The sequence below is a fragment of the Brevundimonas sp. GW821-FHT12E07 genome (genome assembly GCF_058807035.1).
Genome location: NZ_JBXAQH010000001.1, coordinates 113,914 through 136,695 on the forward strand (window position 1 = coordinate 113,914; position 22,782 = coordinate 136,695).

Sequence of the window (22,782 nt, forward strand, 5' to 3'; positions counted from 1 at the left end):
GCTACGCTCGCGACGCGGTCGCTTGCTACTTGAGCGCCAGAGTGCGACCGGATCGCGCTCAAGCAGTGAGCCAGAGCCTGTCCTCCGGCCGATCGAAGATCGGACCGGGGGGCGCGGCGAGCGGTAGCGCGCCGCCGTCAGGCGGCCAAAGGAAAGCCGATGCGTTTAGCCTTCATGGGCACCCCCGAATTCGCCGTGCCCTCGTTGGGCGAGCTGATCGCCTCGGGCCATGAGATCGTCGCCGTCTATTCCCAGCCGCCGCGCCCCAAGGGCCGGGGCCAGAAGCTGACGCCGTCGCCGGTCCATGCCTTCGCCGAGGCCATGGGCCTGCCGGTGTTCACGCCCGAGTCGATGAAGGCCGACGAGGCCATCCAGATCTTCCAGAGCCTCGACCTCGACGCCGCCTGCGTCGTCGCCTACGGCCAGATCCTCAAGCCCGCCGTGCTCGAAGCGCCGCGTCTGGGTTGCTTCAACCTGCACGGCTCGCTTCTGCCCCGCTGGCGCGGCGCCGCCCCGATCCAGCGCGCCATCATGGCCGGCGACCGCGAGACGGGCGTCCAGATCATGCGGATGTCCGAAGGCCTCGACGAGGGGGCGATCCTGCTGTCCGAGGTCCTGCCCATCCATCCCGACGACACCGCCGCCAGCCTGTCCGAGCGGATGGCGACCACCGGCGCCACCCTCTGGACCCGGGCGCTCGCCGCCATCGAGCGTGGCGGGGTGACCGAGACGCCCCAGGCGGGCGAGCCGACCTATGCGAAGAAGATCACCCCTGCCGAGGCCCGCATCGACTGGACCCGTCCGGCGGCCGAGGTCGACTGCCACATCCGCGGCCTGTCGCCCTTCCCCGGCGCCTGGTTCGCCGCGTCGGACGGAACCCGCGTGAAGGCCCTGATGTCGCGCACCAGCCTGAAGGGGACCGGCGCCCCCGGCGAAGTCCTCGACGACGAACTGCTGGTCGCTTGCGGCGAAGGGGCGATCCGCCTGACCCGCGTCCAGCGCGAGGGCAAGGCGGCGCAACCGGCCTCCGACCTGCTCAAGGGCTTCCCCCTGCCCGCCGGGACCGTATTGGGCTGATGCCCCGCTATCGCCTGACCATCGAATACGACGGCTCGACTTATGCCGGGTTTCAGGCCCAGGCGGGCCTGCCGACCGTGCAGGGCGCGATCGAGACCGCGGTGAAGGCCTTCTCGGGTCAGGACGTCCGCATCGCCGCCGCCGGCCGCACGGATTCCGGCGTCCACGCCATGGGTCAGGTCGTCCATGTCGACCTCGAAAAGGACTGGCCCGCCGACACCGTCATGAACGCCCTCAACGCCCATCTGGTGAAGGAGGCGGTCGCCGTGCTGGACAGCAAAGCCGTCGGCGACGACTGGCACGCGCGCTTCTCGGCCACCGGCCGCCGCTACCTCTATCGCATCCTCAACCGCCCCGGCCGTCCGGCGCTGGAGCGGGGCAAGGTCTGGCACATGAAGAAGGCGCTGGACGCCGAGGCCATGCATGAGGCCGCCCAGGTTCTGGTCGGCCATCACGACTTCACCACCTTCCGCGATCTGGCCTGCCAGTCGAAATCGCCGGAGAAGACGCTGGACGTCGCCCGTGTCACCCGCGTCGGCGAGGAGGTCCATCTGGTGTTCGAGGCCCGGTCCTTCCTGCACCGTCAGGTCCGTTCCATGACCGGCACCCTGGTCGAGGTCGGTCTCGGCCGCTGGACGGCTGAAGACGTCGCCGAGGCCCTGGCCGCGCGCGACCGCACGGCTTGCGGGCCGGTGGCGCCGTCGGACGGGCTTTATCTGACCGGCGTGGCTTACGACTGAGGCCCGGCGTCCTCGGGCCTCAAGTAGCGCAAGGCGCGATAGGCCCAACCAGAAAGCCTACTTCTTCAGAAATCCGCCGATCATCCCGCCCAGACCGCCCGGCAGCTGGTCCAGCAGGGCGCCGGCGTCGTTCGTATGGCCGTTGGGCGTCAGCCGGTCGATGGCCTCGGGCAGGAGGCCGGCCAGGGTCTGGCTGGCCTGCTCCGGCGAGACGCCCAGCTTTCCGGCCAGATCGGCGATGGGGCCATGGCCGATGACCGACTGGATCTGTTCCGGGGTGATGTTCAGATTGGCGCCCTTGCCGATCCAGCTGGCGGCGATCTCGCCCAGACCGTGCTGGCCGAACTTGTCCGCCAGACCCTGAACCCCGCCCTGACCTTTCAGAAGGTCGGCGAGCCCGCCCGCGGCGTCGTCGCCGAGGCCGTGCATGACGTTGTCGAGAAGTCCCATGATCGTTCTCCGGTTTCAGCACCGAGGGTGCGCCGGACAGGCTACGCCTTCGTGACGGGCGACACCGTAAAACAATGCAAAAAGGCCCGCCGGTCAGGGCGGGCCTTCGAACAATCCGGGGCTTTCGCCTCAGTGCTTGGCCGTCTCGGCGCCTTGGGTGACGGCCGAACCGGCGGCCGAGACGTCGCGGCCAACGCCGGAGACGGTGTTGCAGGCCGAAACGGCCAGGGCGGCGGCGACGATGGACAGGGCGATGATCTTGCGCATGGGGGTTTCTCCGAGGGGGGAACTGTTGAACCGTGGCCGTAACGCGAAGCGTAACCGTTGGGTTGCATGGCCAATTCAGGCTTGCGTCTGCTAGGTCAGCGGCATGACCCAAGCCGCGAACACCGCCCGCCGTCTCGTCGATGTCCTCGTCATGAACGGGGTGGAGCGGATCTTCTGCGTCCCGGGCGAGAGCTATCTGGCCGTGCTGGACGCCCTGGCCGACGTGACGGATCAGATCCAGGTCATCACCTGCCGGCATGAGGCGGGCGCCGCCAATATGGCCGAGGCCTATGGCAAGCTGACCGGCAAGCCGGGCATCTGCATGGTCACCCGCGGCCCCGGCGCGACCCACGCCTCCATCGGGGTGCATACGGCGCATCAGGACTCGACCCCGATGATCCTGTTCGTCGGACAGATCGCCGTCTCGGACCGGGGCCGCGGCGCCTTCCAGGAGGTCGACTATCGCGAGGTCTTCGGCGGCCTGGCCAAATGGGCGACCGAGCTGGAGACCTCGACCCGCACCGTCGAGGTGGTCGAGCGCGCCTTCGCCACCGCGCTTCAGGGCCGGATGGGTCCGGTGGTCATCGCCCTGCCCGAGGATGTGCTGGAGGCCGACGGCGGCCCGGCCCCGGTGCGGCCCGTCTCGCCCGCCCGGTCGGCGCTCGATCCCGCCTTCGTCGCCGAGGTCGGCTCCCATCTGGCCAAGGCCGAGCGGCCCCTGCTGGTGCTGGGCGGCTCCGGCTGGACGCAGGAAGCGACCACCGCCATCAGCGACTGGGCCGAGCGGATCGGCCTGCCCGTCGCCCTGTCGTTCCGGCGCAAGGACCTGATCTCCAACGCCCGACCCAACTATGTCGGCGATCTCGGCCTCGGCCCCAATCCGGTCCTGCTGCAGCGGGTGCGCGAAGCCGATCTGATCCTGACGATCGGCGCGCGTCTGGGCGAGAACCCGACCCAGGGCTACACCCTGCTCGACCGCGCCCGGACGCCCGAGACCCTGATCCATATTCATCCCGGACCTGAGGAACTCGGCCGCGTCTGGCCGCCCCTGATGAGCGCCTGCGCCGATGTGTCGCTCGCCGCCATGGCCCTCGCGGAGATCGAGCCGGGCCGGACCTGGCACGATCAGGCCGAGGCGGGCCACGCCGCCTATGAGGTCTTCACCACTCCGGTCGCGGTCACCGGCGCGGCCAATATGAGCGAATGCATGGCCCATCTGCGCTCGGTCCTGCCCGCCGACGCCATACTGACCAACGGGGCCGGCAACTACGCCGCCTGGCTGCACCGCTTCCACAAGCACACGGCCATGCACACCCAGCTGGGGCCGACCTCGGGCGCCATGGGCTATGGCTATCCGGCGGCGGTGGCGGCCAAGAGCCTCTATCCCGACCGCGACGTCGTCTGCATCGCCGGCGACGGCGAATATCTGATGACCGGCCAGGAGCTGGCCACGGCGGTCCAGTACGGCATCAACACCGTCACCGTCATCGTCGACAACGGGACCTATGGCACCATCCGCATGCATCAGGAGCGGGACTATCCGCGCCGGGTCATCGCCACCGACCTGAAGAACCCCGACTTCGTCCAGTACGCCCGGGCCTTCGGCGCCTTCGGCATCCGCTGCGAGACGACGGAAGACTTCCCCGCCGCCTTCGCCGCCGCGCGCGAGGCGGCGTCCGGGAGCCAAGGGGTGCCCGCGATCGTTCACCTGATCACCTCGGCCGAGGACATCGCCCCCGGCCGCACCATCACCGCCCTCAGAGGCGGGTAGTTCCGGGAGACCTGTGATGCGTCTGGCTGTCCTGTCGATCGCGCTCGCGACCACCACCCTGTCCGCCTGCGCCACCGAACCCTCAGGCCCCGGCGGTCCCCCGCCGCCTGCCGACAACGGCAACGACTGCGCCGTCATCGCTGCGGTGGCCGGGGAACACTACGGCTTCAACACCACCGACCGCCTGCCGCCGCCGCTGTGGCTCAAGGACGGCGACCGCGCCTGGAGCCCGCGCTGCGACTGGGGCCGCTACGGCCTCAGCTTCCCGCGCACCTACGACCCCAACAGCCGTCCGGAGCCGGGCAAGCCGGCCCAGTGGGTCTCGTTCGACCGGCCCGTCTATGACGGCCGCGGCGCCACGATCGAGAGCGGCATCCTCCACGGCCCCCTGGCCGGAATGGGCGTCCGCTGCACGGTGGTCTCGGGCTTCGCCGGCTGGACCGTCACCGAGTGCAAGAACACCTGGATATCCTAGGTCGGATCACCCCGCCGGATCACCCCGGACAGGGCAGGGGCGAACAGGCGGCGGCGGGACGGGCTCGCCGGGAACGATGGGGACCGACCCGCTGACGGGCATATCGGGATCCGCTTTCCGGAACTCGGCCAGATTGGCCGCGAACAACTCTTGCCGTCGGGCGGGGGTCAGGGTGTCGATAATCTCCTCGTGCAGAACCTGACCCTCGTCGTCTTCGAGCCGGAGCGTGAACCGGCCCCCCGCGGCGAGGGCTTCCAGCAGGCGGGCCCGGACGGGGTGTTCCCGGCTGATGGGACCGGCGGGTCCACGGGCAAGGTCGCTCAACCGATCGGGACCGGCGGGTACGGCGGTCCGGTCGCCGTGCCAGACCTGACCCTCCGGCCCGCTCAACACGGACTGGACCCAGCTGGGCCGGTTTCGACAATAGTCGCCCAGCCGCATCGACCATCCCACGGTTGCGGGTTCGCCCAGGTCTTCACCCTGACCATCGAACCAGATGTGGAAGACGAAGGGCGAGGTTTCCGAATAGTCGCCGACCCTGACCATGTTCGGGCCCATGGTCGGCAGGCCGCCTTCGAGCCGGTAGATCGTGAGCGGCATCCGTCCCTCATGGACCTTGAGCTCATCGGCCCGGGACGAGTTCGCCCCGCCGCACACGGCGAGAGCGGCGAACAGCAGGACTGGAATACGCATGAAGCCTCGCAGAATGTCCTGAGCGAGTTGAGCGGGGCGCGCGTGAACGGTCAAGTTGTCTGGCCCTGCGCACTGGCGAGTATTTACCCGGGCAAAATATAATCTATTACACCCGGGCAAAAAGGATACCCGCCATGACGCCCGCCGCCCGTAAGGCCCTGATCGCCGACTACAAGGACACGCCGACCGTTGCCGGGGTCTATGCCGTCATCTGTTCGGCGACGGGCCAGGTCTGGGTCGGCCAGAGCCGCCATATCGACACCCGCTGGAACGGGCTCAGCTTTACCCTGAAGACCGGGTCGGGCCGCGACCCCTCGCTGCAGGCGGCGTGGAATGCGCATACGCCCGAGGATTTCCGCTTCGAACAGCTGGACCGGCTGCCCACGGACCTTTCGGATCTGCGGCTCAAGGACGAGCTGAAGGAAAGGGCCGCCCGCTGGACCGCGCGGCTGCAGGCGGAGACCCTGTTGCCGGGGTGAGCTTGACGGGTTCGCATCCACACCTTCCGTCATCCTCGGGCTTGTCCCGAGGACCCAGGGTTCGGCAGGCGGGCGGTGCGGGTAGCAGGCGGGGCCTTCAAGCGAATGCTGACAGCGTCCGAAGTCGTCATGGGCCCTCGGAACAAGTCCGAGGGTGACGAATGGGGGGCGGAGGCCTCAACTCCGCATCCCCGCCCGGATTTTTCCGCGTCTTTTCAATCCTCAGATTGAAAGTCGGCGACTTCGGCATGGCGCCGTTCGCCTCGGGCCTATATTGGGCGCGCGGCCTCAACGCCTTGTCCGCGCCGGCGAAATGGCGCGATTTGGCGGTGTGGCGGTGTTTTTCGACGGCTTGCCCCGCCACTTTCCGGACCGACCCGACCCTCCATGCCCTTTACCGCCACCGTCCTGACCATGTTCCCCGAGGCCTTTCCGGGCGCGCTCGGCGTGTCGTTGATCGGCACGGCCTGGCGCGAGAAGGGGCTGTGGAGTCTGGAAACGCTGGACATTCGGGACTTTTCCGAAGATAAGCGCGGCTTCCTGGACGACACCCCCGCGGGTGGCGGCCCGGGACAGGTACTCAAAGCGGACGTGGTGGCTCGCGCACTCGACAGTGTGCAGGGGTCGTCCCGGCCGCTTTTGTACATGAGCGCACGCGGTCGGCCCCTGACCCAGGCGCGAGTGAAGGAATGGGCGAAAGCGGACGGGATCACCGTCCTCTGCGGCCGGTTCGAGGGGGTGGATCAACGGGTGCTCGACGCCCGGGGGTTCGAGGAGGTCTCCGTCGGAGACGCGGTTCTCGCCGGCGGCGAGGCGGCGGCGATGCTGGTGATCGAGGCGTGCGTCAGACTGATCCCCGGAGTGCTCGGTGCGGCGGAAAGCCTGTCGACCGAGAGTTTCGAGGACGGGCTTCTGGAGCATCCGCAGTACACGCGACCGCGGACGTTCGAGGGGCTGGATATCCCCGAGGTGCTGTTGTCGGGCGACCATCGCAAGATGGCGGTCTGGCGTCAGGAGCAGCGGGAACTCACTACGCAGGAGCGGCGCCCGGATCTCTGGGAAGCCCATCTTGCCAATCGACCAGCGGAATCCTCCGCCAAATCAAAGCTAAAGGGCAAAAAAGCCCGAGGAGAATAGACTATGGCCAACATCCTTCAGACCATCGAAGCCGAAGAAAAAGCCCGCCTGATCGCAGTTCGTGAAATCCCGAACTTCCAGCCCGGCGACACCCTGCGCGTCATGGTCAAGATCAAGGAAGGCGAACGCGAACGCATCCAGGCGTTCGAAGGCGTCTGCATCGCCCGTGACGGCGGCGGCGTGAACGAGACCTTCACGGTCCGCAAGATTTCCTTCGGTGAAGGCGTGGAGCGCAAATTCCCGATCCTGTCGCCGAACATCGACGCCATCGAAGTGAAGCGTCGCGGCGTCGTCCGTCGCGCCAAGCTCTACTACCTGCGCGACCGTCGCGGTAAGTCGGCCCGTATCGCCGAGCGCCAGACGGTTCGTCCGGCCAAGGGCGCCCAGGTGCCGGTCACCGGTTCGGCCGACAAGGCCGGCGACGAAGCATAAGATCCGGGGCTACCGCCCTTCGGGCGACTTGAGCCCCGACATGATGAGGCCCCGGTGGAAACACCGGGGCCTTTTTCATTTTCTACTGCGGAAACAGTCTGTTGGACGCGTCCTTCTGGCCGTCCACACTGCGTCTGAGGCTATGAACCTCGGTGGTTTCGCGGTGGATGGCCGCATGGGCCCGGCGGATGGTCTCGCGCGTGGTCGCCGACAGCTTCTCATCGGCGACGGCGGCGTGGAACCGCTTGTCGAGCGCGGCCTCGCCCCGGTCGGCCGCGTCGACCAGACCGGCCTCGTCGCGCATCAGGGCGTGGCTCATGTCCATGACGGCGCGCTGGGCCTTGGCGAGGATCGAGCCCGAGGTGTCGGGATGGCCGCCGAGGGCCGTGACAGTCGCGGCCATGACCCGGGCCATGTCCCGGCGCTCCTCGGCCAGGGCGCTGAACAGGCTGCCGTGGCCCGAGCTTTCGCTGTCGTCCGCGATCAGGTCCAGACGCTCCGCGCTGTCGAGCGTGGCGGCGATCAGGCCGTTGAGGACGTGGATATCGTGACGGTTGGGCATGGGGGTCTCCAATACTTACCCACTGGAACGGCCCAGCCTCGCCCCGGGTTGCGGCGCGATTGCGACCGGCCGATCACCGTCGGATCAGCAAACCATCACAGCTTCGTGCGCCTGGAGCCCCGTTCAGAGCCCCGTTCAGAGCTTTGTCCGGAGCGACCAGAGCTCGGGGAAGCAGCGCTTCTCCAGCGTCGTCATCAGATAGGCCGCGCCCTCGGTGCCGCCGGTGCCGCGACGCCGGCCGATGATCCGCTCGATGGTCACTACATGTTTGTGTCGCCAGGTCAGCAGGGCGTCGTCGAGGTCGACCAGCTTTTCAGCCAGCTGGTACTGGGCCCACCAGCGGTCGGTGTCGCGATAGACCTCCAGCCAGGCCGCCTCGACGGCCTCGGATGGCTCATACGGCTGACTGACGTCGCGGTTCAGGACGGCTTCGGGCACCGGCAGGCCGGCCGCCGCCAACTGGGCCAGGGCGTCGTCATAGAGGCTGGGGGCCTCGATCGCGGCCTTGAGCGCGGCATGGGCCTCGGGCCGGTCTTCCTGGAAGGCGAGGAAGCGGGCGTCCTTGAGCCCCAGCATGGCCTCGAAGCGGCGGAACTGGTCGCTCTGGAAGCCCGAGCTGGAGCCCAGCACATCGCGGAAGCGCAGATAGTCGGCGGGCGTCATCGTCGCCAGGATGTCCCAGCTCTGGGTCATCACCGCCTGGATGCGGCTGACCCGCGCCAGCGACTTGTAGGCCGGGACCAGATCGCCGTTCCGGACCATCGACTGGGCCAGGGCCACCTCGTGCAGAATCTGCTTGAGCCACAGCTCCTTGGTCTGGTGGATGATGACGAACAGCATCTCGTCGTGCTGGTCCGAGATCGGATCCTGCGCCGACAGCAGCCGGTCGAGCCCGAGGTAGCGGGCATAGGTCATGTTCGAAGCGTCGGTCATGGGGCTTCCGATACGGCGATCAGGGTCCCGGGTCGAGGGCGGGGATCGACCCTATTTGATCCGGATCTCGAACAGCTGCGGCCAGTTCTTGCCGGTGACGAACAGGCGTTTGCCCGCCGCGTCCCAGGCGATGCCGTTCAGGACGTCGTCGTTGACGTCCTTGCGCTCGCTCTCGGGAAACAGGCCGGTCAGGTCGATCCAGGCCACGACATGGCCGGTGGTCGGATCGATGCGGGCGATGCGGTCGGTCTGCCAGATGTTGGCGTAGATATAGCCGCCGCCGGGCGCGTCCGGATCGGCGACCCATTCCAGCTCGTTCAGCTGGTCCACCCCGCGGCCGTCGGCAGTGACCATCAGCCGGCCGGTCACCGTGAGGGTCCGGGGGTCGAGGAAGCGCAGGACGGGGGTGCCGTCGCTCATGATGATGCGGTGGTCGTCCTTCGTCAGGGCCCAGCCTTCGCCCGTATAGGAGAACAGCCCCATAGGGCTCAGGTCCGTGGCGTTCCAGATGAAGCCCAGATGGTTGCGCCAGGTCAGGCTGATCAGCCGGTCGCCGACCTGGACGATGCCCTCGCCGAAATAGGCGGTGTCCAGCACCCGCTTCTTCAGGACCTCGCCGTCGGCCAGCCGGACGATGCGGATATCGGAGGGAAAGCGGCCGGTGCTCTCGACCAGTTCGGCATCGGCGCCCTCGCCGCGATAGAAGAGGCCCTCGGTGAAAGCGTCGGTCGCGTGGGGAAAGGTGCGCACGACCTCATAGCCCAGCACCGGGACCGTCCCGGTCGTGCTCGCAGCGGGGGCCGCCTGCGGCAAGGGGGCCGAGGCCGCCCCCATCGGGGCGGCGCAGGCGCCGAGGAGCAGGAGAAGGCCGAAAAGGGCTTTGGGAAGGATGGGGCGCATCCTTCGCCTATACCCCGGGTCCCGCCGTTTCGCGCGCGTTCAGTTCGGCCTGCTGCGCGTCGAGCGTGGCCTGTTTCTTCTTCGCCGATGCGCGCCCGGCCATGTTCAGCCCCTCGACCAGGGCCGAGAAGGCCATCGCGGCGTAGATATAGCCCTTGGGCACATGGACGCCGAAGCCGTCGGCGATCAGGACCGCGCCGATCATCAGCAGGAAGCCGAGGGCCAGCATGACCACGGTGGGGTTCTTGTCGATGAAGTTGGCCAGCGGGTCCGAGGCCAGCAGCATCACGGTCACGGCGACGACCACGGCGACCATCATGATCGGCACATGATCGGTCATGCCGACGGCGGTCAGGATCGAGTCGACCGAGAAGACCAGGTCCAGCAGGATGATCTGGACGATGGCGGCGCCGGCGTTGTTGATGACGACCGCCTTCTTGTCGAGGACGTCGTGGCTCGGCGTCGGATCGACCGTGTGGTGGATCTCCTTGGTCGCCTTCCACAGCAGGAACAGGCCCCCGGCGATCAGGATCAGGTCGCGCCAGCTGAACATGGTGTCGAACGACGGCTCACCGTGGCTGTTCAGCGGGCCGTGGAAGCCGAGGTTGAACACCGGCGCGGTCAGGCCGACGATCCAGCCGATCGTGGCCAGAAGGCCCAGGCGCATGATCAGGGCCAGGCCGATGCCCAGCCGGCGCACCTTCTGCCGCTGCTCGGGCGGCAGCTTGTTCGACAGGATGGAGATGAAGACCAGATTGTCGATCCCCAGCACCACCTCCATCACGATGAGGGTGGTCAGGGCCAGCCAGGCGGCGGGATCGGTCAGAAGGGGGACGATGGCGTCGAACATGAGGGTCCTTGAAAGCGTGGCCGCCTAGATAATGCAGGAGTTGGCATTCTCGTCATCCCCGGCCCGCGTCTGATTGTCGCTTGGGGGCGGTTCACGGCTGTGACGGGGCCGGGACGTCCGAGACCAGAGCCCCGGCCCCGCCGCCCGCGATGACCGCTTCGCGCACCGCCGAGTGGGAGGCGAAGCTCTGGGCCTCGACATAGATGCGGCCCGCCTGCGGATAGGCGGCGCGGATCTTCTGCTCCAGCCGGGCGACCGTGTCCTCGACGTCGGCGGCCGAAAGGTCGTTGCGGAAATCGAGGCTCAGGCAGACGAGGATTTCGTTCGGGCCGAAATGCATGGTGCGGGCGTCGTTCAGCCCGTCGACGCCGGGCTCGGCCGCGGCGATGGCGCGGATGCCCTCGCGGGTCGCCGGATCGGCGGCCTCGCCGGTCAGCAGGCTCTGGCTTTCGAAGGCGAGGAAGGCGGCGGTCAGGGCCAGGATGACGCCGATGACGATCGACGCGACCCCGTCCAGCACCGGCAGGGCGAACACCTGACTACACACCACCCCGATCAGGGCCACCACCAGACCGGACAGGGCGGCGGTGTCCTCAAACAGGACGGTGAAGACGGTCGGGTCCTTGGAGCCGTGGATGGACTTCAGGAAGGGCCGGTCGCCGCGCTCGGCGTTGAATGCCTTGAGGGCGATGATCCAGGATGTTCCCTCGAACAGCACCGACAGGCCCAGGATGATATAGTTGACCCACGGGTTCTCGATTGGCTCGGGCGCGCGGATGCGGTCGATCCCGTGGGTGATCGAGACCACGGCCCCGACCCCGAAGATCAGCACCGACACCACGAAGGTGTAGAAATAGAGCTGCAGCCCGTGCCCGAACGGATGGGTCTCGGTCGCCGGCCGGGCCGCGCGCCTCAATCCAACCAGCAGCAGCACCTGATTGCCGGTGTCTACGGCGGAGTGGATCGCCTCGGACATCATCGCCGCAGATCCGGTGATCAGGGCGGCGATCAGCTTGGTCACGGCGATGGCCAGATTGCCGGCGAGGGCGGCGAAAATAACGTTCTTGCTGGTCGAGGCGGCCATGCGGTCTTTCGGGGCGGGAGAGCGAACGCGGTGAGACGGAACGCCGCAGGCCCGCAACCGTGCCGTTCATTGGTCCGATCACGACTTGTTGCGAGCGGGAAAACCCCATGCTATCAGGCGCCCGGCTTCATAGGGGCGTTTCAGGCGAAGCGGCCCTTTGCGTGCTTTCCTTAAGCATTACAGGCCTTTGGCCGGCGTGGGCATCCTCCGCCGGTCGCGACCACAAAAGCTTGACCGAACGGGTACGACACCTTGGCAGACGATTTCAGGACGACGGAAGTCGGCGAGCGCTACGCACAGGCGCTGTTCGACCTCGCTCTCGAGACGAAGAAACTCGACGCCGTGCGCGCCGATCTCAAGTCGCTGAAGGCCGCCTGGATCGAAAGCGCCGACCTGCGCCGCCTGGCCACCTCGCCGATCATCGCCGCCGAGGACCAGGTCAAGGGCCTGATCGCCATCGCGACCAAGGCGAAGTTCGAGACCACCACGAAGAATTTCCTCGGCCTGCTGGCCCAGAACGGCCGCGCCCGCGATCTGGCCGCCGTCATCGCCGGCTTTGAAGCCCTCTACGCCAAACACGCCGGCATCGTCGCCGCCGAGGTCGTCTCGACCCAGGCCCTGACCGCCGCCCAGCTGAAGACCATCACCGCGGCGCTCAACACGGCGCTCGGCAAGAACCCCGAAATCACCACCCGGGTCGATCCGTCGATCCTCGGCGGTCTGAAGGTGAAGGTCGGCTCGACGCTGTTCGACGCCTCGCTGAAGACCAAGCTCGACCAGATGAAGTTCGCCCTCAAGCGCGCCTAAGGCGCGCGCCAACAAGAATGTAGCGGGCCTCACAGCCCGACCTGAAGACGAAGACAGAGAGATCCAAATGGACATCCGCGCCGCCGAGATTTCGGCCATCCTCAAGTCGCAGATCGCCTCCTTCGGCGTTGAAGCGGACGTGTCCGACGTCGGCAGCGTGCTGTCGGTCGGCGACGGCATCGCCCGCATCCACGGTCTGGACAACGTCCAGGCCGGCGAGATGATCGAGTTCCCGAAGGCCGGCGTGAAGGGCATGGCCCTGAACCTCGAGCGCGACAACGTGGGCGCGGTTATCTTCGGCGCCGACGCCGCCATCGCTGAAGGCGACGAAGTCCGCCGCCTCGGCGAGATCGTGGACGTGCCGGTCGGCAAGGGCCTGCTGGGCCGCGTCGTCAACCCGCTGGGCGAGCCGATCGACGGCAAAGGCCCGATCACCTTCACCGAGCGCCGCCGCGTGGACGTCAAGGCGCCGGGCATCATCCCCCGCAAGTCGGTGCACGAGCCGATGCAGACCGGCCTGAAGGCCATCGACACCCTGATCCCCGTCGGCCGCGGCCAGCGCGAGCTGATCATCGGCGACCGTCAGGTCGGCAAGACCGCCGTCGCCATCGACACCATCCTGAACCAGAAGTCGACCAACGCCGCCGCGGCGTCGGAAGGCGAGAAGCTGTACTGCATCTACGTCGCCATCGGTCAGAAGCGTTCGACCGTCGCCCAGATCGTCAAGACGCTCGAAGAGCGCGGCGCGCTGGACTACACCATCGTCGTGGCCTGCACCGCCTCGGAACCGGCCCCGCTGCAGTTCCTGGCTCCGTTCGCCGGCACCGCCATGGGCGAGTTCTTCCGCGACAACGGCATGCACGCCCTGATCGTCTATGACGACCTGTCCAAGCAGGCCGTGGCCTACCGTCAGATGTCGCTGCTGCTGCGCCGCCCGCCCGGCCGTGAAGCCTATCCGGGCGACGTCTTCTACCTGCACTCGCGCCTGCTGGAGCGTTCGGCCAAGCTGAACGGCGACTACGGCTCGGGCTCGATGACCGCCCTGCCGCTGATCGAAACCCAGGCCAACGACGTTTCGGCCTACATCCCGACCAATGTGATCTCGATCACCGACGGCCAGATCTTCCTGGAATCCGACCTGTTCTACCAAGGCATCCGCCCGGCCGTGAACGTCGGCATCTCGGTGTCGCGCGTGGGCTCCTCGGCCCAGACCAAGGCGATGAAGAAGGTCGCGGGCTCGATCAAGGGCGAGCTGGCCCAGTATCGTGAAATGGCCGCCTTCGCCAAGTTCGGTTCGGACCTGGACGCCTCGACCCAGAAGCTGCTGGCCCGCGGCGCCCGCCTGACCGAGCTGCTCAAGCAGCCCCAGTACGCCCCGCTGACCATGGAAGAGCAGGTCGTGTCGGTCTACGCCGGTACGCGCGGCTATCTGGACGGCATCGCCGTCGGCGACATCGGTCGTTTCGAGAGCGAGCTGCTGGCCCGCATCCACTCGTCGAACGCGTCGCTGCTGGAAGGCATCCGCACCAAGAAGGACCTGACCGCCGAGCTCGAAGCCGAGCTGAAGTCGGTGCTGGAAGCCTTCGTCAAGACCTTCGCCTAAGCCTGATCACCGGAAGCTGAAAGAGTAGCGCCCGATGGCCAGCCTCAAGGAAATGCGCAATCGGATCGACAGCGTGAAGTCCACGCAGAAGATCACGAAAGCCCTGAACATGGTCGCGGCGGCCAAGCTGAAGCGCGCCCAGGACCAGGCCGAAAGCGCGCGTCCCTACGCCCGCAAGATGGCCGCCGTCATCGCCAACCTGGCGGCGGGCGTCTCCGGCGACGGCGCGCCCAGGCTGCTGGCCGGCACGGGTTCGGACAAGAAGCACCTCGTGATCGTCGCCACCGGCGACAAGGGTCTGGCGGGCGGTTTCAACACCAACGTCATCCGCGCCGCCAAGGAACGGATCAACTCGCTGATCGCCTCGGGCAAGGACGTCCGCATCGTCGCCGTGGGCCGCAAGGTTCGTGACGGTCTGTCGCGCCTGTACGGCGACAAGCTGATCCGCACCTTCGAGCTGTCGGAGCACAAGGTCATCGGCATGGCCGCGGCCGAGCCGATCGCCGCCCTGATCGCGGAAGAGTTCGAGGCCGGCAACGCCGACGTCGTGACCCTGTTCTACAGCCGCTTCCAGTCGGTGATCTCGCAGGTCCCGACGCCGAAGCAGCTGATCCCGGCGGTGGTGGACGGCGACGCCGCCCCCATCGACCTGAACGGCGCCGTCTACGACTACGAGCCCTCGGAAGAGGAAATCCTCGACGTCGTCCTGCCGCGCAACATCACGACCCAGGTTCTGGCCGCTCTGTACGAGAACCAGGCCAGCTTCTTCGGGGCCCAGATGGGCGCCATGGACAACGCCACGCGCAACGCGGGCGACCTCATCAACTCGCTGACGCTGCAGTACAACCGCAAGCGCCAGGCCCAGATCACCACCGAACTGATCGAGATCATCGCCGGCGCGGAAGCGCTCTGATCCTCCGATCCTGACAGAACATACGAAACGGACGCACCCGATGACCGACACCGTCAAGAAACCCGCCGCCCGCAAGCCTGCGGCTCCCAAGGCTCCGAAGGCCACCAAGGCCGCCGCCACGGGTAACGCCGTCGTCACCGCCGGCACGGGCGTGGGCAAGATCGCCCAGGTCATCGGCGCCGTCGTCGACGTCGAGTTCACCGGCCAGCTGCCGGCGATCCTGAACGCCCTGCACACCCAGAACGTCGACCAGAAGACGGGCGAGCCCTTCACCCTGGTTCTGGAAGTCGCCCAGCACCTCGGCGAGAACATGGTCCGCACCATCGCCATGGACACCTCGGAAGGCCTGACGCGCGGCCAGGCCGTGACCGACACGGGCACCTCCATCCTGGCGCCGGTCGGCCCGGGCACGCTGGGCCGCATCATGAACGTCGTCGGCCAGCCGATCGACGAACAGGGCCCGATCAACACGACGATGTACCGTCCGATCCACCGCGACGCCCCTTCGTTCGAAGAGCAGTCGACCTCGTCGGAAATCCTGGTCACGGGCATCAAGGTCATCGACCTGATGTGCCCCTACACCAAGGGCGGCAAGACCGGCCTGTTCGGCGGCGCCGGCGTCGGCAAGACCGTGACCATGCAGGAACTGATCAACAACATCGCGAAGGCCTACGGCGGCTACTCGGTGCTGGCCGGCGTGGGTGAGCGCACCCGCGAAGGCAACGACCTGTATCACGAGATGATCGAGTCCAACGTGAACGTGGACCCGACCAAGAACAACGGCTCGACCGAAGGCTCCAAATGCGCTCTGGTCTACGGCCAGATGAACGAGCCGCCCGGCGCCCGCGCCCGCGTCGCCCTGACCGGTCTGGCCCAGGCCGAGTACTTCCGCGACGAGGAAGGCAAGGACGTGCTGCTGTTCGTCGACAACATCTTCCGCTTCACGCAAGCCGGTTCGGAAATGTCGGCTCTGCTGGGCCGCATCCCGTCGGCGGTGGGCTATCAGCCGACCCTGGCGACCGAGATGGGCAACCTGCAGGAGCGCATCACCTCGACCAAGAAGGGCTCGATCACCTCGATCCAGGCCATCTACGTTCCCGCCGACGACCTGACCGACCCGGCCCCGGCCGCCTCGTTCGCCCACCTGGACGCCAAGACCGTTCTGTCGCGTGACATCGCCGCCCAGGCCATCTTCCCGGCCGTGGACCCGCTGGACTCGACCTCGCGGATCATGGACCCGCTGATCATCGGCGAAGAGCACTACAACGTCGCCCGTTCGGTCCAGGAAGTCCTGCAGTCCTACAAGGCCCTGAAGGACATCATCGCCATCCTCGGCATGGACGAGCTGTCGGAAGAGGACAAGCTGGTCGTCGCGCGCGCCCGCAAGATCTCGCGCTTCCTGTCGCAGCCCTTCTTCGTCGCCGAGCAGTTCACCAACTCGCCGGGCAAGTTCGTCTCGCTGGAAGACACGATCCGCTCGTTCAAGGGCATCGTCGCCGGCGAATACGACCACCTGCCGGAAGCCGCCTTCTACATGGTCGGCTCCATCGAGGAAGCCGTCGAGAAGGCCGCCAAGCTGGCCTCCGAGGCCGCCTAGGTCATGGCGGGCAAGCTGCAGTTCTCGCTGGTCGCGCCTGAACGCGAGGTCTTTTCGGGCCTCGTGGATCAGGTCGACGCGCCGGGCGTCGAAGGCGACTTCGGCGTCCTGCCCGACCACGCCCCCTTCATGACGGCCCTGCGCGAGGGCACGGTCACCGTCTTCGACAACGGTTCGAAGCGGGTGTTCGAGGTCCACGGCGGCTTCGCCGACGTGACCCCGGCGGGCCTGACCATCCTGGCCGAACAGGCCTCGGAAGTGACGGCGGCCTAAGAAGCCGACGGGCGGCGATGCCGCCCTGATCTCCTTGCGAACAGCCGACGCGAAAGCGTCGGCTGTTTTGCGTTTCAGATCCCGAGCGGTCGTCAAAACCTGGCGCCAAACTGACCCGGGCCGCTTGAACCGGGGGTTCGGGGCGCTAGACTGGCCCTTATGGGGCCACGTCCCCGCCGCCGGTCCTGCGCCGGCGTGAAGCCCGGGACGGCCCGGCTCCTTGTCCAAGGAGGGCCCCCAATGGCCTTGACCCTCATCGATATCGCCGGCGTCGGCGGCGTACTTCTGATCCTGATCGCCTATGCGGGCGCGACGGCCGGGAAGCTGGATCCGAAACAGTGGCCGGCCCTGACGCTGAACCTCATCGGCGCCTTGCTGATCCTCTGGTCCCTGTCGGTCGACTTCAATCTGTCGGCGGCCCTGATGGAGGGGGCCTGGGCGCTGGTGGCCGTGGCCGGGTTGGCAAGGCTGGCCATCCAGAGGTTGAAGCGCTAGCTTTCCTCTCCTTCAGGGGGAAGCTCTCATGACCGGCTTAATGCGATCTATGGCGGCGATGGCCGCCCTGGCCCTGCCTCTGGCCATGGCCGGCTCGGCCTGTGCCTCGCCGCCACAGTCGTCCACCCCCAGGCAGGGCCCCGCGCCCTTCAGCGCCCTGACCTCGCCGACGGCCGCGCTCAAGGTCGCCTTCGACGAGGTCTGCCTCCCCGCTGTGCTTGAGGGTCGGTCGCTCGAGGAGCTCGCGCTGCAGCGCTATATGGTCGCCGTGCCCCCGCGTTCGACCGGGTCGCCCACCGCCACGGCGGCCTGGCGGCTGGCGTCCTATTCCCACGTCTATGTCGTGGCCTTGCCCGGCGGAGGGTGTTCGGTCTCGGTTGAGGGAGGCGATCCGGACGGGTTGAACGGAGCGGCCATCGAGATGATGCAGGCCCGGGCCGCCTTCGCCCCGGCGACCCCGGAGTCTGTGGACAACGGAAAGGCGGAACGCATCGCCTGGTGCACGCCCGAAGCTGACCGGCCGTATTTCGTCGCCCTGCTGCGCCGGACCTCAGGGCGGCGAAACGCCTTCGTGGCCAATGTGCTGCGGGCGCAAGGGCTCCGCCCGTCCTTCTGTCCAGTTTCTGGACAGGCGGGTTAGCCCGCGAACTTTCCGAACGCCGCCACCACCTGCTCATAGGCGGCGCGCTTGAACGGCACGATCAGGTCGCAGGCTTCCGAAAGGTCGCCCCAGCGCCAGGCGTCGAACTCGACCTCCTCGTGCTGGTTCAGGTCGATCTCGGCCTCGTCGCCGGTGAAGCGGAAGGCGAACCAGGTCTGGCGCTGGCCGTTCCAGGGCTTGCGCTTCTCGCGCAGGTGCCGGGCCATCAGTTCGGGCGGGAAGTCGTAGAGGATCTCGTCTTCCGTGCGGCCCAGAAGCTCCACCGAGTTCACCCCGGTCTCTTCCTGAAGCTCGCGCAGGGCCGCGACGGCGACGTCCTCGCCCTTGTCCACGCCCCCTTGCGGGAATTGCCAGTTGTACGGCCCTTCGGTGGCGTGGCGGCGGCCGTACCAGACCTTGCCCTCGGCGTTGAAGAGCACGACGCCGACATTGGGGCGGTAGAGGGAGAGGTCGGGGGATGAGGTCATGATCCGCCTTACCCCAAGGCCAACCCGATAGGCCAGAGTGAGCGGCCATCCGGCCTCAAGCAGCGCTACGCGCGACAGGCCAACAAAAAAGCAGAGCCGGGTCGCGTCAGCGACCCGGGCGCTGCGTCATCGCCGAAGCCGGCGCCAGCTGCAGACCACGCGCGTCCAGACCGGCGGTCCAGCGGGCGGCGGCCTCGACGGTGACCGGATAGCTGAAGCCGGTCCCCAGGGCCGCCCCGGTGGCCTTGGCGCGGGCTTCCAGGGCGTTCAGGCGGCCGACGATGAAGGCCGGGGTCTGGGTCTCGTCAATGATGGAATCGGCGCTGGCCCGGGCCCAGGCGCCCGGCCTGCGACGGGCGGAGCCGTCGTCGACGAAGGCGACGCCGTGCTGGCGCAGCACGCTCAGGAAGGCGGCCATGCCGTTGTCCGAGGTCACGAACCGGTCGCCCAGATAGTTGGTCACCGCGAAATAGCCGGTGGCGCGGCCCAACAGCCAGTTCATCCGGGCGATGATGTCGTCGGGCGTGGCGGAGGCCAGCAGGGTCTGCGGACCCGGATCGTTGTCCGGATAGCCCGAGGGCTCCATCGGGATCTCGATCATCACCTCATGGCCCTGGGCCCGGGCCAGGTCGATCCAGCCCTGCAGGCCGTCGGCATAGGGGACGAAGCTCAGGGTCACCTCGGCCGGCAGCCGCTCGATGGCGGCGCGGGTGGTGACGGCGTTGAGGCCGAGGCCGCCGACGATCAGGGAGACGCGCGGCTTCCCGTTCGGGCGGAAGGGACGGGCATAGGCCTGGGCCGGGACGCGGCCGTCGGCGGCGATGGTCGGCAGGGGGCCGTTGGGGCCCGGCTGGTTCAGGCCCGCGATCGGGGCCGAGACCAAGGGCTGGGGCGCCTGTTTGGGCGCCGAGATGGCCCCGCCGCCGCCCGCGACGGTCGCGCCGTCGGGCAGGGTGATCAGGGCGTCGCCGCCGGCGGCGCCCGAGGCGGGATCGGCGTTGGGATCGCCCAGGGTCTGCCAGGCGGCCCAGTCGCCGCCCATGCCGAAGGCTTCCAGTCCTGTGGGGGCCTCGGGTCCGGCGGCGGGGGCGTGGGCTTCGCGGTGGAGGGCGGCGCGCGCCGAAGGGGTTCCGGCCGTGGGATCGCCCAACACCGTCAGGAACAGGGCCACGGTCCCGAGCAGCAGCAGTCCCGCCGCGCCCACGGCGACCGGCGGCCGTTTCAGGGCGTCGACGATCGGGGCCAGGCTCAGGCGCGGCAGCTTGCTCTGCGGAGCGGCTCCGGCGGCGGCGGCGAGGGCGGATTCTCTCTTGGCGAACATACGACGACGAAACGCTCGGGACCCGCGACGGGCGGTCCTTCTCGGGCGTCACTCTGCCGTGCGGCGGTTAAGAAACCCTAACGGCCTGTTCACCAAGAATTAGGCTTACCGCCGCCGCTGCTGCGGGGTCGGGGTGGCCTCCGGAGCAGGCTCGGGCTTCGCTTCCGGCGCGGGGGCCGCGTCGTCATTGGCCGCGGTTTCCGTCGCGCCGTCCGAGACCACGATCCCCGCCGGGGCGGCCGCGAGCTTCGACAGATCGCCGCCGGCGCGCAGCACGTCCAGCGCCCGCTCCAGCTGATAGTCCTTCGACTTGTCGAAGTCCGGACCCGGGGCCTCGTGCGGGGTGTGGGCGCCTTTGCGCTCGGCCCCGATGGAGGCGTCCAGCGCCGTGGCGTAGGCGGCCTCGGAATAGATGAAGCTGGAGCGCGAGACGATCCGGCCCTCGGCCTCCGACCGGGCGACCTCAAGATCCGGCTCGATGCCGATCTTCTGGATCGAACGTCCCGACGGTGTGTAGTAGCGCGCCGTGGTGATCGACAGGGCGCCGTCCTTGCCGCCGCCCAGCGGGATGACGGTTTGAACCGAGCCCTTGCCGAAGCTTGTCAGGCCGACCATCGTCGCCCGTTCCTGATCCTTCAGGGCGCCGGCCACAATCTCCGACGCAGAGGCCGAGCCGTAGTTGATCAGGACCACCAGCGGCAGGCCGTTGGTCAGGTCGCCGGGCTTGGCGGCGTAGCGGTCGATCTGGTCGGGCTTGCGACCCCGTTGGCTGACGATCTCGCCCCGCTCGAGGAAGGCGTCCGAGACGTCGATGGCCGCCGTCAGCAGGCCGCCGCCGTTGTTGCGCAGATCCAGGACGAAGCCCTTGATCCCGGGCTTCTCGGTCTTCAGCCGGGTGATGACCTGGGTCAGCTCGCGGCCGGTGTTCTCGTTGAAGGTCGAGATGCGGATATAGCCGAAGTCGCCTTCCAGACGGCCGGTGACGGATTCAACCTTGATCACCTCGCGAACGAGGGTGACCTCGCGAGCCTCCTCGCCGTCACGCAGCAGGGTGACATTGACCGAGGTGCCCATGGCGCCGCGCAGCTTGTTGGAGACGTCCGAGACGCTCAGGCCCGCGGCGTTCTGGCCGTCGATGGCCGAGATGACGTCGCCGGCCTGGATTCCGGCGCGGCTGGCCGGGGAGTTGTCCATCGGCGAGATGACCTTCACCAGACCGCCCTCGGCCGTGATGGTCAGGCCGACGCCCGAATATTCGCCCGAGGTGCGCTCCTGCAGGTCGCCATAGCCATCCGGCGACAGATAGTTGGAGTGCGGATCCAGCGCCGACATCATGCCGGCCAGCGCCGCCTCGATCAGCTTCTTGTTGTCGACCGGGACCACATAGGCCTGTTCGACCACGGCCAGGACGTCCCCGAACAGCTGCAGCATCCGGAAGGTCTCGTTCCGGGGCGTCTGGGTGGCGACGGTCATGCCGCTCAGGCCCAGAGCCAGCACGGCGCCGCCGGCGAGGAGCAGTTTACGCATTCGGTCTCTTTCGCGGTCGTCCAAAAGGCTTCGAAGCCGAAGCCTTCAGGCGTCCGGTATCAGGGTCAGGAGCGCCGAAGTCACGACGAAATCGTGGCGCCGACGGTTGCTGCGGATAAAATCAGCGTCGGGGGCGGATGGAAAGCGGTTTCGCGTTCGCCGAACCCGTCACCGCAACCAGGGCGCCGGGTCGACCGGCCGCTCGTCGCGGCGCAGTTCGAAATAGACCTCGCCGTCGTCGGCGGAGCGTCCCAGGGCCTGACCGTCCGCGACCCGGCCGCCGGCCTCGACCGAGACCGTGTCCAGCCCGGCGATGACGGCCCGCCAGCCGGGGCCTAGGTCGAGGATGACCACCTGACCCCAGCCGCTCAGCGGACCGGCGTAGTCGACCACGGCGTTGGCCGGGGCGGTGATGGTCCGCGCGCCCGTGCGCCAGCGCCAGCCCGAGGAGCCGCGGCCGAAGACGGCGTCCGGCTCGCCCGGGGCGGGCGGGCTCAGACGCGAACGGCCGCCGGGCAGGCGGGTGACCACGGTCTCGGCGTCGGCCTCGGCGGCGGACAGGGGCTGGATCTCGCCGCCCAGACTGCGGATCCGGGCCTCGAGCACCCTGGCGGCGCGCTCGGAGCGTTCGGCGTCGGCCTTGAGCACGGCGACGAGGGCGGCCTTGCGGGCCGACAGGTTCTCGATCTCGCCGCGCCGGTCGCCTTGCGCGCTTTCGGTGGTCATCAGCTGTTCGCTGGACAGGACGGCGAGGCGGCGGATGCGGGCGATCTCGGTCTGCTGGTCGACCAGGGCCCGGGTGCGCCGTTGGAGTTCGGGGGTCATGGCCCGCATCAGGATGGCGGCGCGGACGGTGTCGACGGCCTTGTCGGCGGGGATCAGCAGGGGCGGCGGCGGGTCGCGGCTCATCATCTGCAGGGCCGAGAGCAGGCGCGCCTGCTGGCCGCGGTCCTTGGCCAGGGCGACCAGAAGCACGGATTCGCGCCGGCTCAGCTCGTTCAACCGGGCGCGCTGGGCGGCCATCTGGATGTCGTCGTGGCTCTCGGCCTGACGCAGGGAGGCCAGCTGGCGGTCCAGATCGACGATCTCGGCCGCGGCGTCGGCCGCGTCGGCCTTCAGGCGCCGCGCCCGGACCTGTTCGTCGCGGTATTCTGACTGGAGCCCCGCCAGTTCGCCGTTCTGCTGCAGGGCGCGCAGGCTCGCCGCTGGCGTCGCCGCCAGCGCGAAGGCGCAGCCGAGGAGAAGAAGGCGTTTCAAGGCTTCAGGGG

General features: G+C 68.2%; 26 protein-coding genes. 14 read left to right on the top strand and 12 right to left on the bottom strand.

The genetic code is table 11. The features are described from left to right. The first annotated feature begins 159 nt into the window (after positions 1 to 159). Both fmt and truA read left to right on the top strand, forming a co-directional pair. The gene (gene fmt / locus AC1ROD_RS00590) at positions 160 to 1,077 is read left to right on the top strand and encodes a methionyl-tRNA formyltransferase (RefSeq protein ID WP_492946325.1); all 918 of its coding nucleotides are present in this window, start codon (positions 160 to 162) and stop codon (positions 1,075 to 1,077) included. After that, entirely contained in the window at positions 1,077 to 1,817 is a 741-nt protein-coding gene (gene truA, locus AC1ROD_RS00595; RefSeq protein ID WP_492946326.1) for a tRNA pseudouridine(38-40) synthase TruA, read from the top strand. The genes fmt and truA overlap by 1 nt, the downstream gene beginning before the upstream one ends. A 57-nt stretch (positions 1,818 to 1,874) precedes the next feature. Here the strand turns inward: truA and AC1ROD_RS00600 are convergent, their stop codons facing one another. Both AC1ROD_RS00600 and AC1ROD_RS00605 read right to left on the bottom strand, forming a co-directional pair. After that, positions 1,875 to 2,267: a YidB family protein gene (locus tag AC1ROD_RS00600; RefSeq protein WP_492946327.1), complete on the bottom strand. Its 393-nt coding sequence runs from the start codon at positions 2,265 to 2,267 to the stop codon at positions 1,875 to 1,877. 129 nt (positions 2,268 to 2,396) lie between these two features. Further along, on the bottom strand, positions 2,397 to 2,534 hold the full coding sequence (locus tag AC1ROD_RS00605; protein WP_492946328.1) for an entericidin A/B family lipoprotein: 138 nt from the start codon (positions 2,532 to 2,534) through the stop codon (positions 2,397 to 2,399). Positions 2,535 to 2,637: 103 nt separating this feature from the next. Here AC1ROD_RS00605 and AC1ROD_RS00610 point away from each other — a divergent pair, with 103 nt between their 5' ends. After that, a complete protein-coding gene (locus tag AC1ROD_RS00610; RefSeq protein ID WP_492946329.1) occupies positions 2,638 to 4,305 on the top strand; it encodes a thiamine pyrophosphate-binding protein in 1,668 nt (555 codons plus the stop codon). A gap of 16 nt (positions 4,306 to 4,321) precedes the next feature. Beyond that, on the top strand, positions 4,322 to 4,780 hold the full coding sequence (locus AC1ROD_RS00615) for a hypothetical protein (RefSeq protein ID WP_492946330.1): 459 nt from the start codon (positions 4,322 to 4,324) through the stop codon (positions 4,778 to 4,780). A 6-nt stretch (positions 4,781 to 4,786) separates the two neighbouring features. Here AC1ROD_RS00615 and AC1ROD_RS00620 read toward each other — a convergent pair whose 3' ends face one another. Continuing rightward, positions 4,787 to 5,473 carry a hypothetical protein gene (locus AC1ROD_RS00620; protein ID WP_492946331.1) on the bottom strand — a complete coding sequence of 229 codons (687 nt, stop codon included), beginning with the start codon at positions 5,471 to 5,473 and terminating at the stop codon, positions 4,787 to 4,789. A 134-nt stretch (positions 5,474 to 5,607) separates the two neighbouring features. Here AC1ROD_RS00620 and AC1ROD_RS00625 point away from each other — a divergent pair, with 134 nt between their 5' ends. The 3 genes from AC1ROD_RS00625 to rplS all read left to right on the top strand — a co-directional run bounded on the left by AC1ROD_RS00625 (position 5,608) and on the right by rplS (position 7,521). Further along, positions 5,608 to 5,952 (top strand): GIY-YIG nuclease family protein, encoded by a 345-nt coding sequence (locus AC1ROD_RS00625; RefSeq protein ID WP_492946332.1) that lies wholly within the window; start codon positions 5,608 to 5,610, stop codon positions 5,950 to 5,952. Between the two features lie 387 nt (positions 5,953 to 6,339). Continuing rightward, on the top strand, positions 6,340 to 7,089 hold the full coding sequence (trmD, locus tag AC1ROD_RS00630) for a tRNA (guanosine(37)-N1)-methyltransferase TrmD (RefSeq protein ID WP_492946333.1): 750 nt from the start codon (positions 6,340 to 6,342) through the stop codon (positions 7,087 to 7,089). 3 nt (positions 7,090 to 7,092) lie between these two features. Then, complete coding sequence (gene rplS / locus AC1ROD_RS00635; protein ID WP_492946334.1) at positions 7,093 to 7,521, top strand: 50S ribosomal protein L19; 429 nt, start codon at positions 7,093 to 7,095, stop codon at positions 7,519 to 7,521. An 82-nt stretch (positions 7,522 to 7,603) separates the two neighbouring features. Here rplS and AC1ROD_RS00640 read toward each other — a convergent pair whose 3' ends face one another. From AC1ROD_RS00640 to AC1ROD_RS00660, 5 genes are all read right to left on the bottom strand, one after another. Continuing rightward, positions 7,604 to 8,083 carry a PA2169 family four-helix-bundle protein gene (locus tag AC1ROD_RS00640; RefSeq protein ID WP_492946335.1) on the bottom strand — a complete coding sequence of 160 codons (480 nt, stop codon included), beginning with the start codon at positions 8,081 to 8,083 and terminating at the stop codon, positions 7,604 to 7,606. A gap of 135 nt (positions 8,084 to 8,218) precedes the next feature. Continuing rightward, the gene (locus tag AC1ROD_RS00645) at positions 8,219 to 9,016 is read right to left on the bottom strand and encodes a tryptophan 2,3-dioxygenase (RefSeq protein WP_492946336.1); all 798 of its coding nucleotides are present in this window, start codon (positions 9,014 to 9,016) and stop codon (positions 8,219 to 8,221) included. 51 nt (positions 9,017 to 9,067) lie between these two features. After that, positions 9,068 to 9,916 (bottom strand): glutaminyl-peptide cyclotransferase, encoded by an 849-nt coding sequence (locus AC1ROD_RS00650; protein ID WP_492946337.1) that lies wholly within the window; start codon positions 9,914 to 9,916, stop codon positions 9,068 to 9,070. Between the two features lie 7 nt (positions 9,917 to 9,923). Beyond that, positions 9,924 to 10,766, bottom strand: coding sequence for a TerC family protein (locus AC1ROD_RS00655; RefSeq protein WP_492946338.1), 843 nt, complete (start codon positions 10,764 to 10,766; stop codon positions 9,924 to 9,926). Between the two features lie 91 nt (positions 10,767 to 10,857). Beyond that, positions 10,858 to 11,850, bottom strand: a complete 993-nt coding sequence (locus tag AC1ROD_RS00660) for a cation diffusion facilitator family transporter (protein WP_492946339.1) — start codon at positions 11,848 to 11,850, stop codon at positions 10,858 to 10,860. Between the two features lie 252 nt (positions 11,851 to 12,102). Between AC1ROD_RS00660 and AC1ROD_RS00665 the strand changes: the two genes are divergently transcribed. From AC1ROD_RS00665 to AC1ROD_RS00695, 7 genes are all read left to right on the top strand, one after another. Further along, a complete protein-coding gene (locus tag AC1ROD_RS00665; protein WP_492946340.1) occupies positions 12,103 to 12,657 on the top strand; it encodes a F0F1 ATP synthase subunit delta in 555 nt (184 codons plus the stop codon). A gap of 67 nt (positions 12,658 to 12,724) precedes the next feature. Beyond that, complete coding sequence (gene atpA / locus AC1ROD_RS00670) at positions 12,725 to 14,260, top strand: F0F1 ATP synthase subunit alpha (protein ID WP_492946341.1); 1,536 nt, start codon at positions 12,725 to 12,727, stop codon at positions 14,258 to 14,260. Positions 14,261 to 14,294: 34 nt separating this feature from the next. Continuing rightward, positions 14,295 to 15,173, top strand: a complete 879-nt coding sequence (locus AC1ROD_RS00675; RefSeq protein WP_492946342.1) for a F0F1 ATP synthase subunit gamma — start codon at positions 14,295 to 14,297, stop codon at positions 15,171 to 15,173. A gap of 40 nt (positions 15,174 to 15,213) precedes the next feature. Beyond that, the gene (gene atpD / locus AC1ROD_RS00680; RefSeq protein ID WP_492946343.1) at positions 15,214 to 16,770 is read left to right on the top strand and encodes a F0F1 ATP synthase subunit beta; all 1,557 of its coding nucleotides are present in this window, start codon (positions 15,214 to 15,216) and stop codon (positions 16,768 to 16,770) included. A gap of 3 nt (positions 16,771 to 16,773) precedes the next feature. Further along, positions 16,774 to 17,043: an ATP synthase F1 subunit epsilon gene (locus AC1ROD_RS00685; protein ID WP_492946344.1), complete on the top strand. Its 270-nt coding sequence runs from the start codon at positions 16,774 to 16,776 to the stop codon at positions 17,041 to 17,043. A gap of 240 nt (positions 17,044 to 17,283) precedes the next feature. Then, a complete protein-coding gene (locus AC1ROD_RS00690; protein WP_492946345.1) occupies positions 17,284 to 17,538 on the top strand; it encodes a CBU_0592 family membrane protein in 255 nt (84 codons plus the stop codon). Positions 17,539 to 17,566: 28 nt separating this feature from the next. After that, a complete protein-coding gene (locus tag AC1ROD_RS00695; RefSeq protein ID WP_492946346.1) occupies positions 17,567 to 18,178 on the top strand; it encodes a hypothetical protein in 612 nt (203 codons plus the stop codon). Here AC1ROD_RS00695 and AC1ROD_RS00700 read toward each other — a convergent pair. The 4 genes from AC1ROD_RS00700 to AC1ROD_RS00715 form a co-directional block, all read right to left on the bottom strand. Then, entirely contained in the window at positions 18,175 to 18,666 is a 492-nt protein-coding gene (locus AC1ROD_RS00700; RefSeq protein WP_492946347.1) for an RNA pyrophosphohydrolase, read from the bottom strand. The genes AC1ROD_RS00695 and AC1ROD_RS00700 overlap by 4 nt on opposite strands. Before the next feature lie 106 nt (positions 18,667 to 18,772). Beyond that, positions 18,773 to 19,987, bottom strand: a complete 1,215-nt coding sequence (locus tag AC1ROD_RS00705; protein ID WP_492946348.1) for a divergent polysaccharide deacetylase family protein — start codon at positions 19,985 to 19,987, stop codon at positions 18,773 to 18,775. A 105-nt stretch (positions 19,988 to 20,092) separates the two neighbouring features. After that, a complete protein-coding gene (locus tag AC1ROD_RS00710; protein WP_492946349.1) occupies positions 20,093 to 21,514 on the bottom strand; it encodes a S41 family peptidase in 1,422 nt (473 codons plus the stop codon). Between the two features lie 168 nt (positions 21,515 to 21,682). Next, the gene (locus tag AC1ROD_RS00715) at positions 21,683 to 22,771 is read right to left on the bottom strand and encodes a murein hydrolase activator EnvC family protein (protein ID WP_492946350.1); all 1,089 of its coding nucleotides are present in this window, start codon (positions 22,769 to 22,771) and stop codon (positions 21,683 to 21,685) included. Between the last annotated feature and the right edge of the window lie 11 nt (positions 22,772 to 22,782).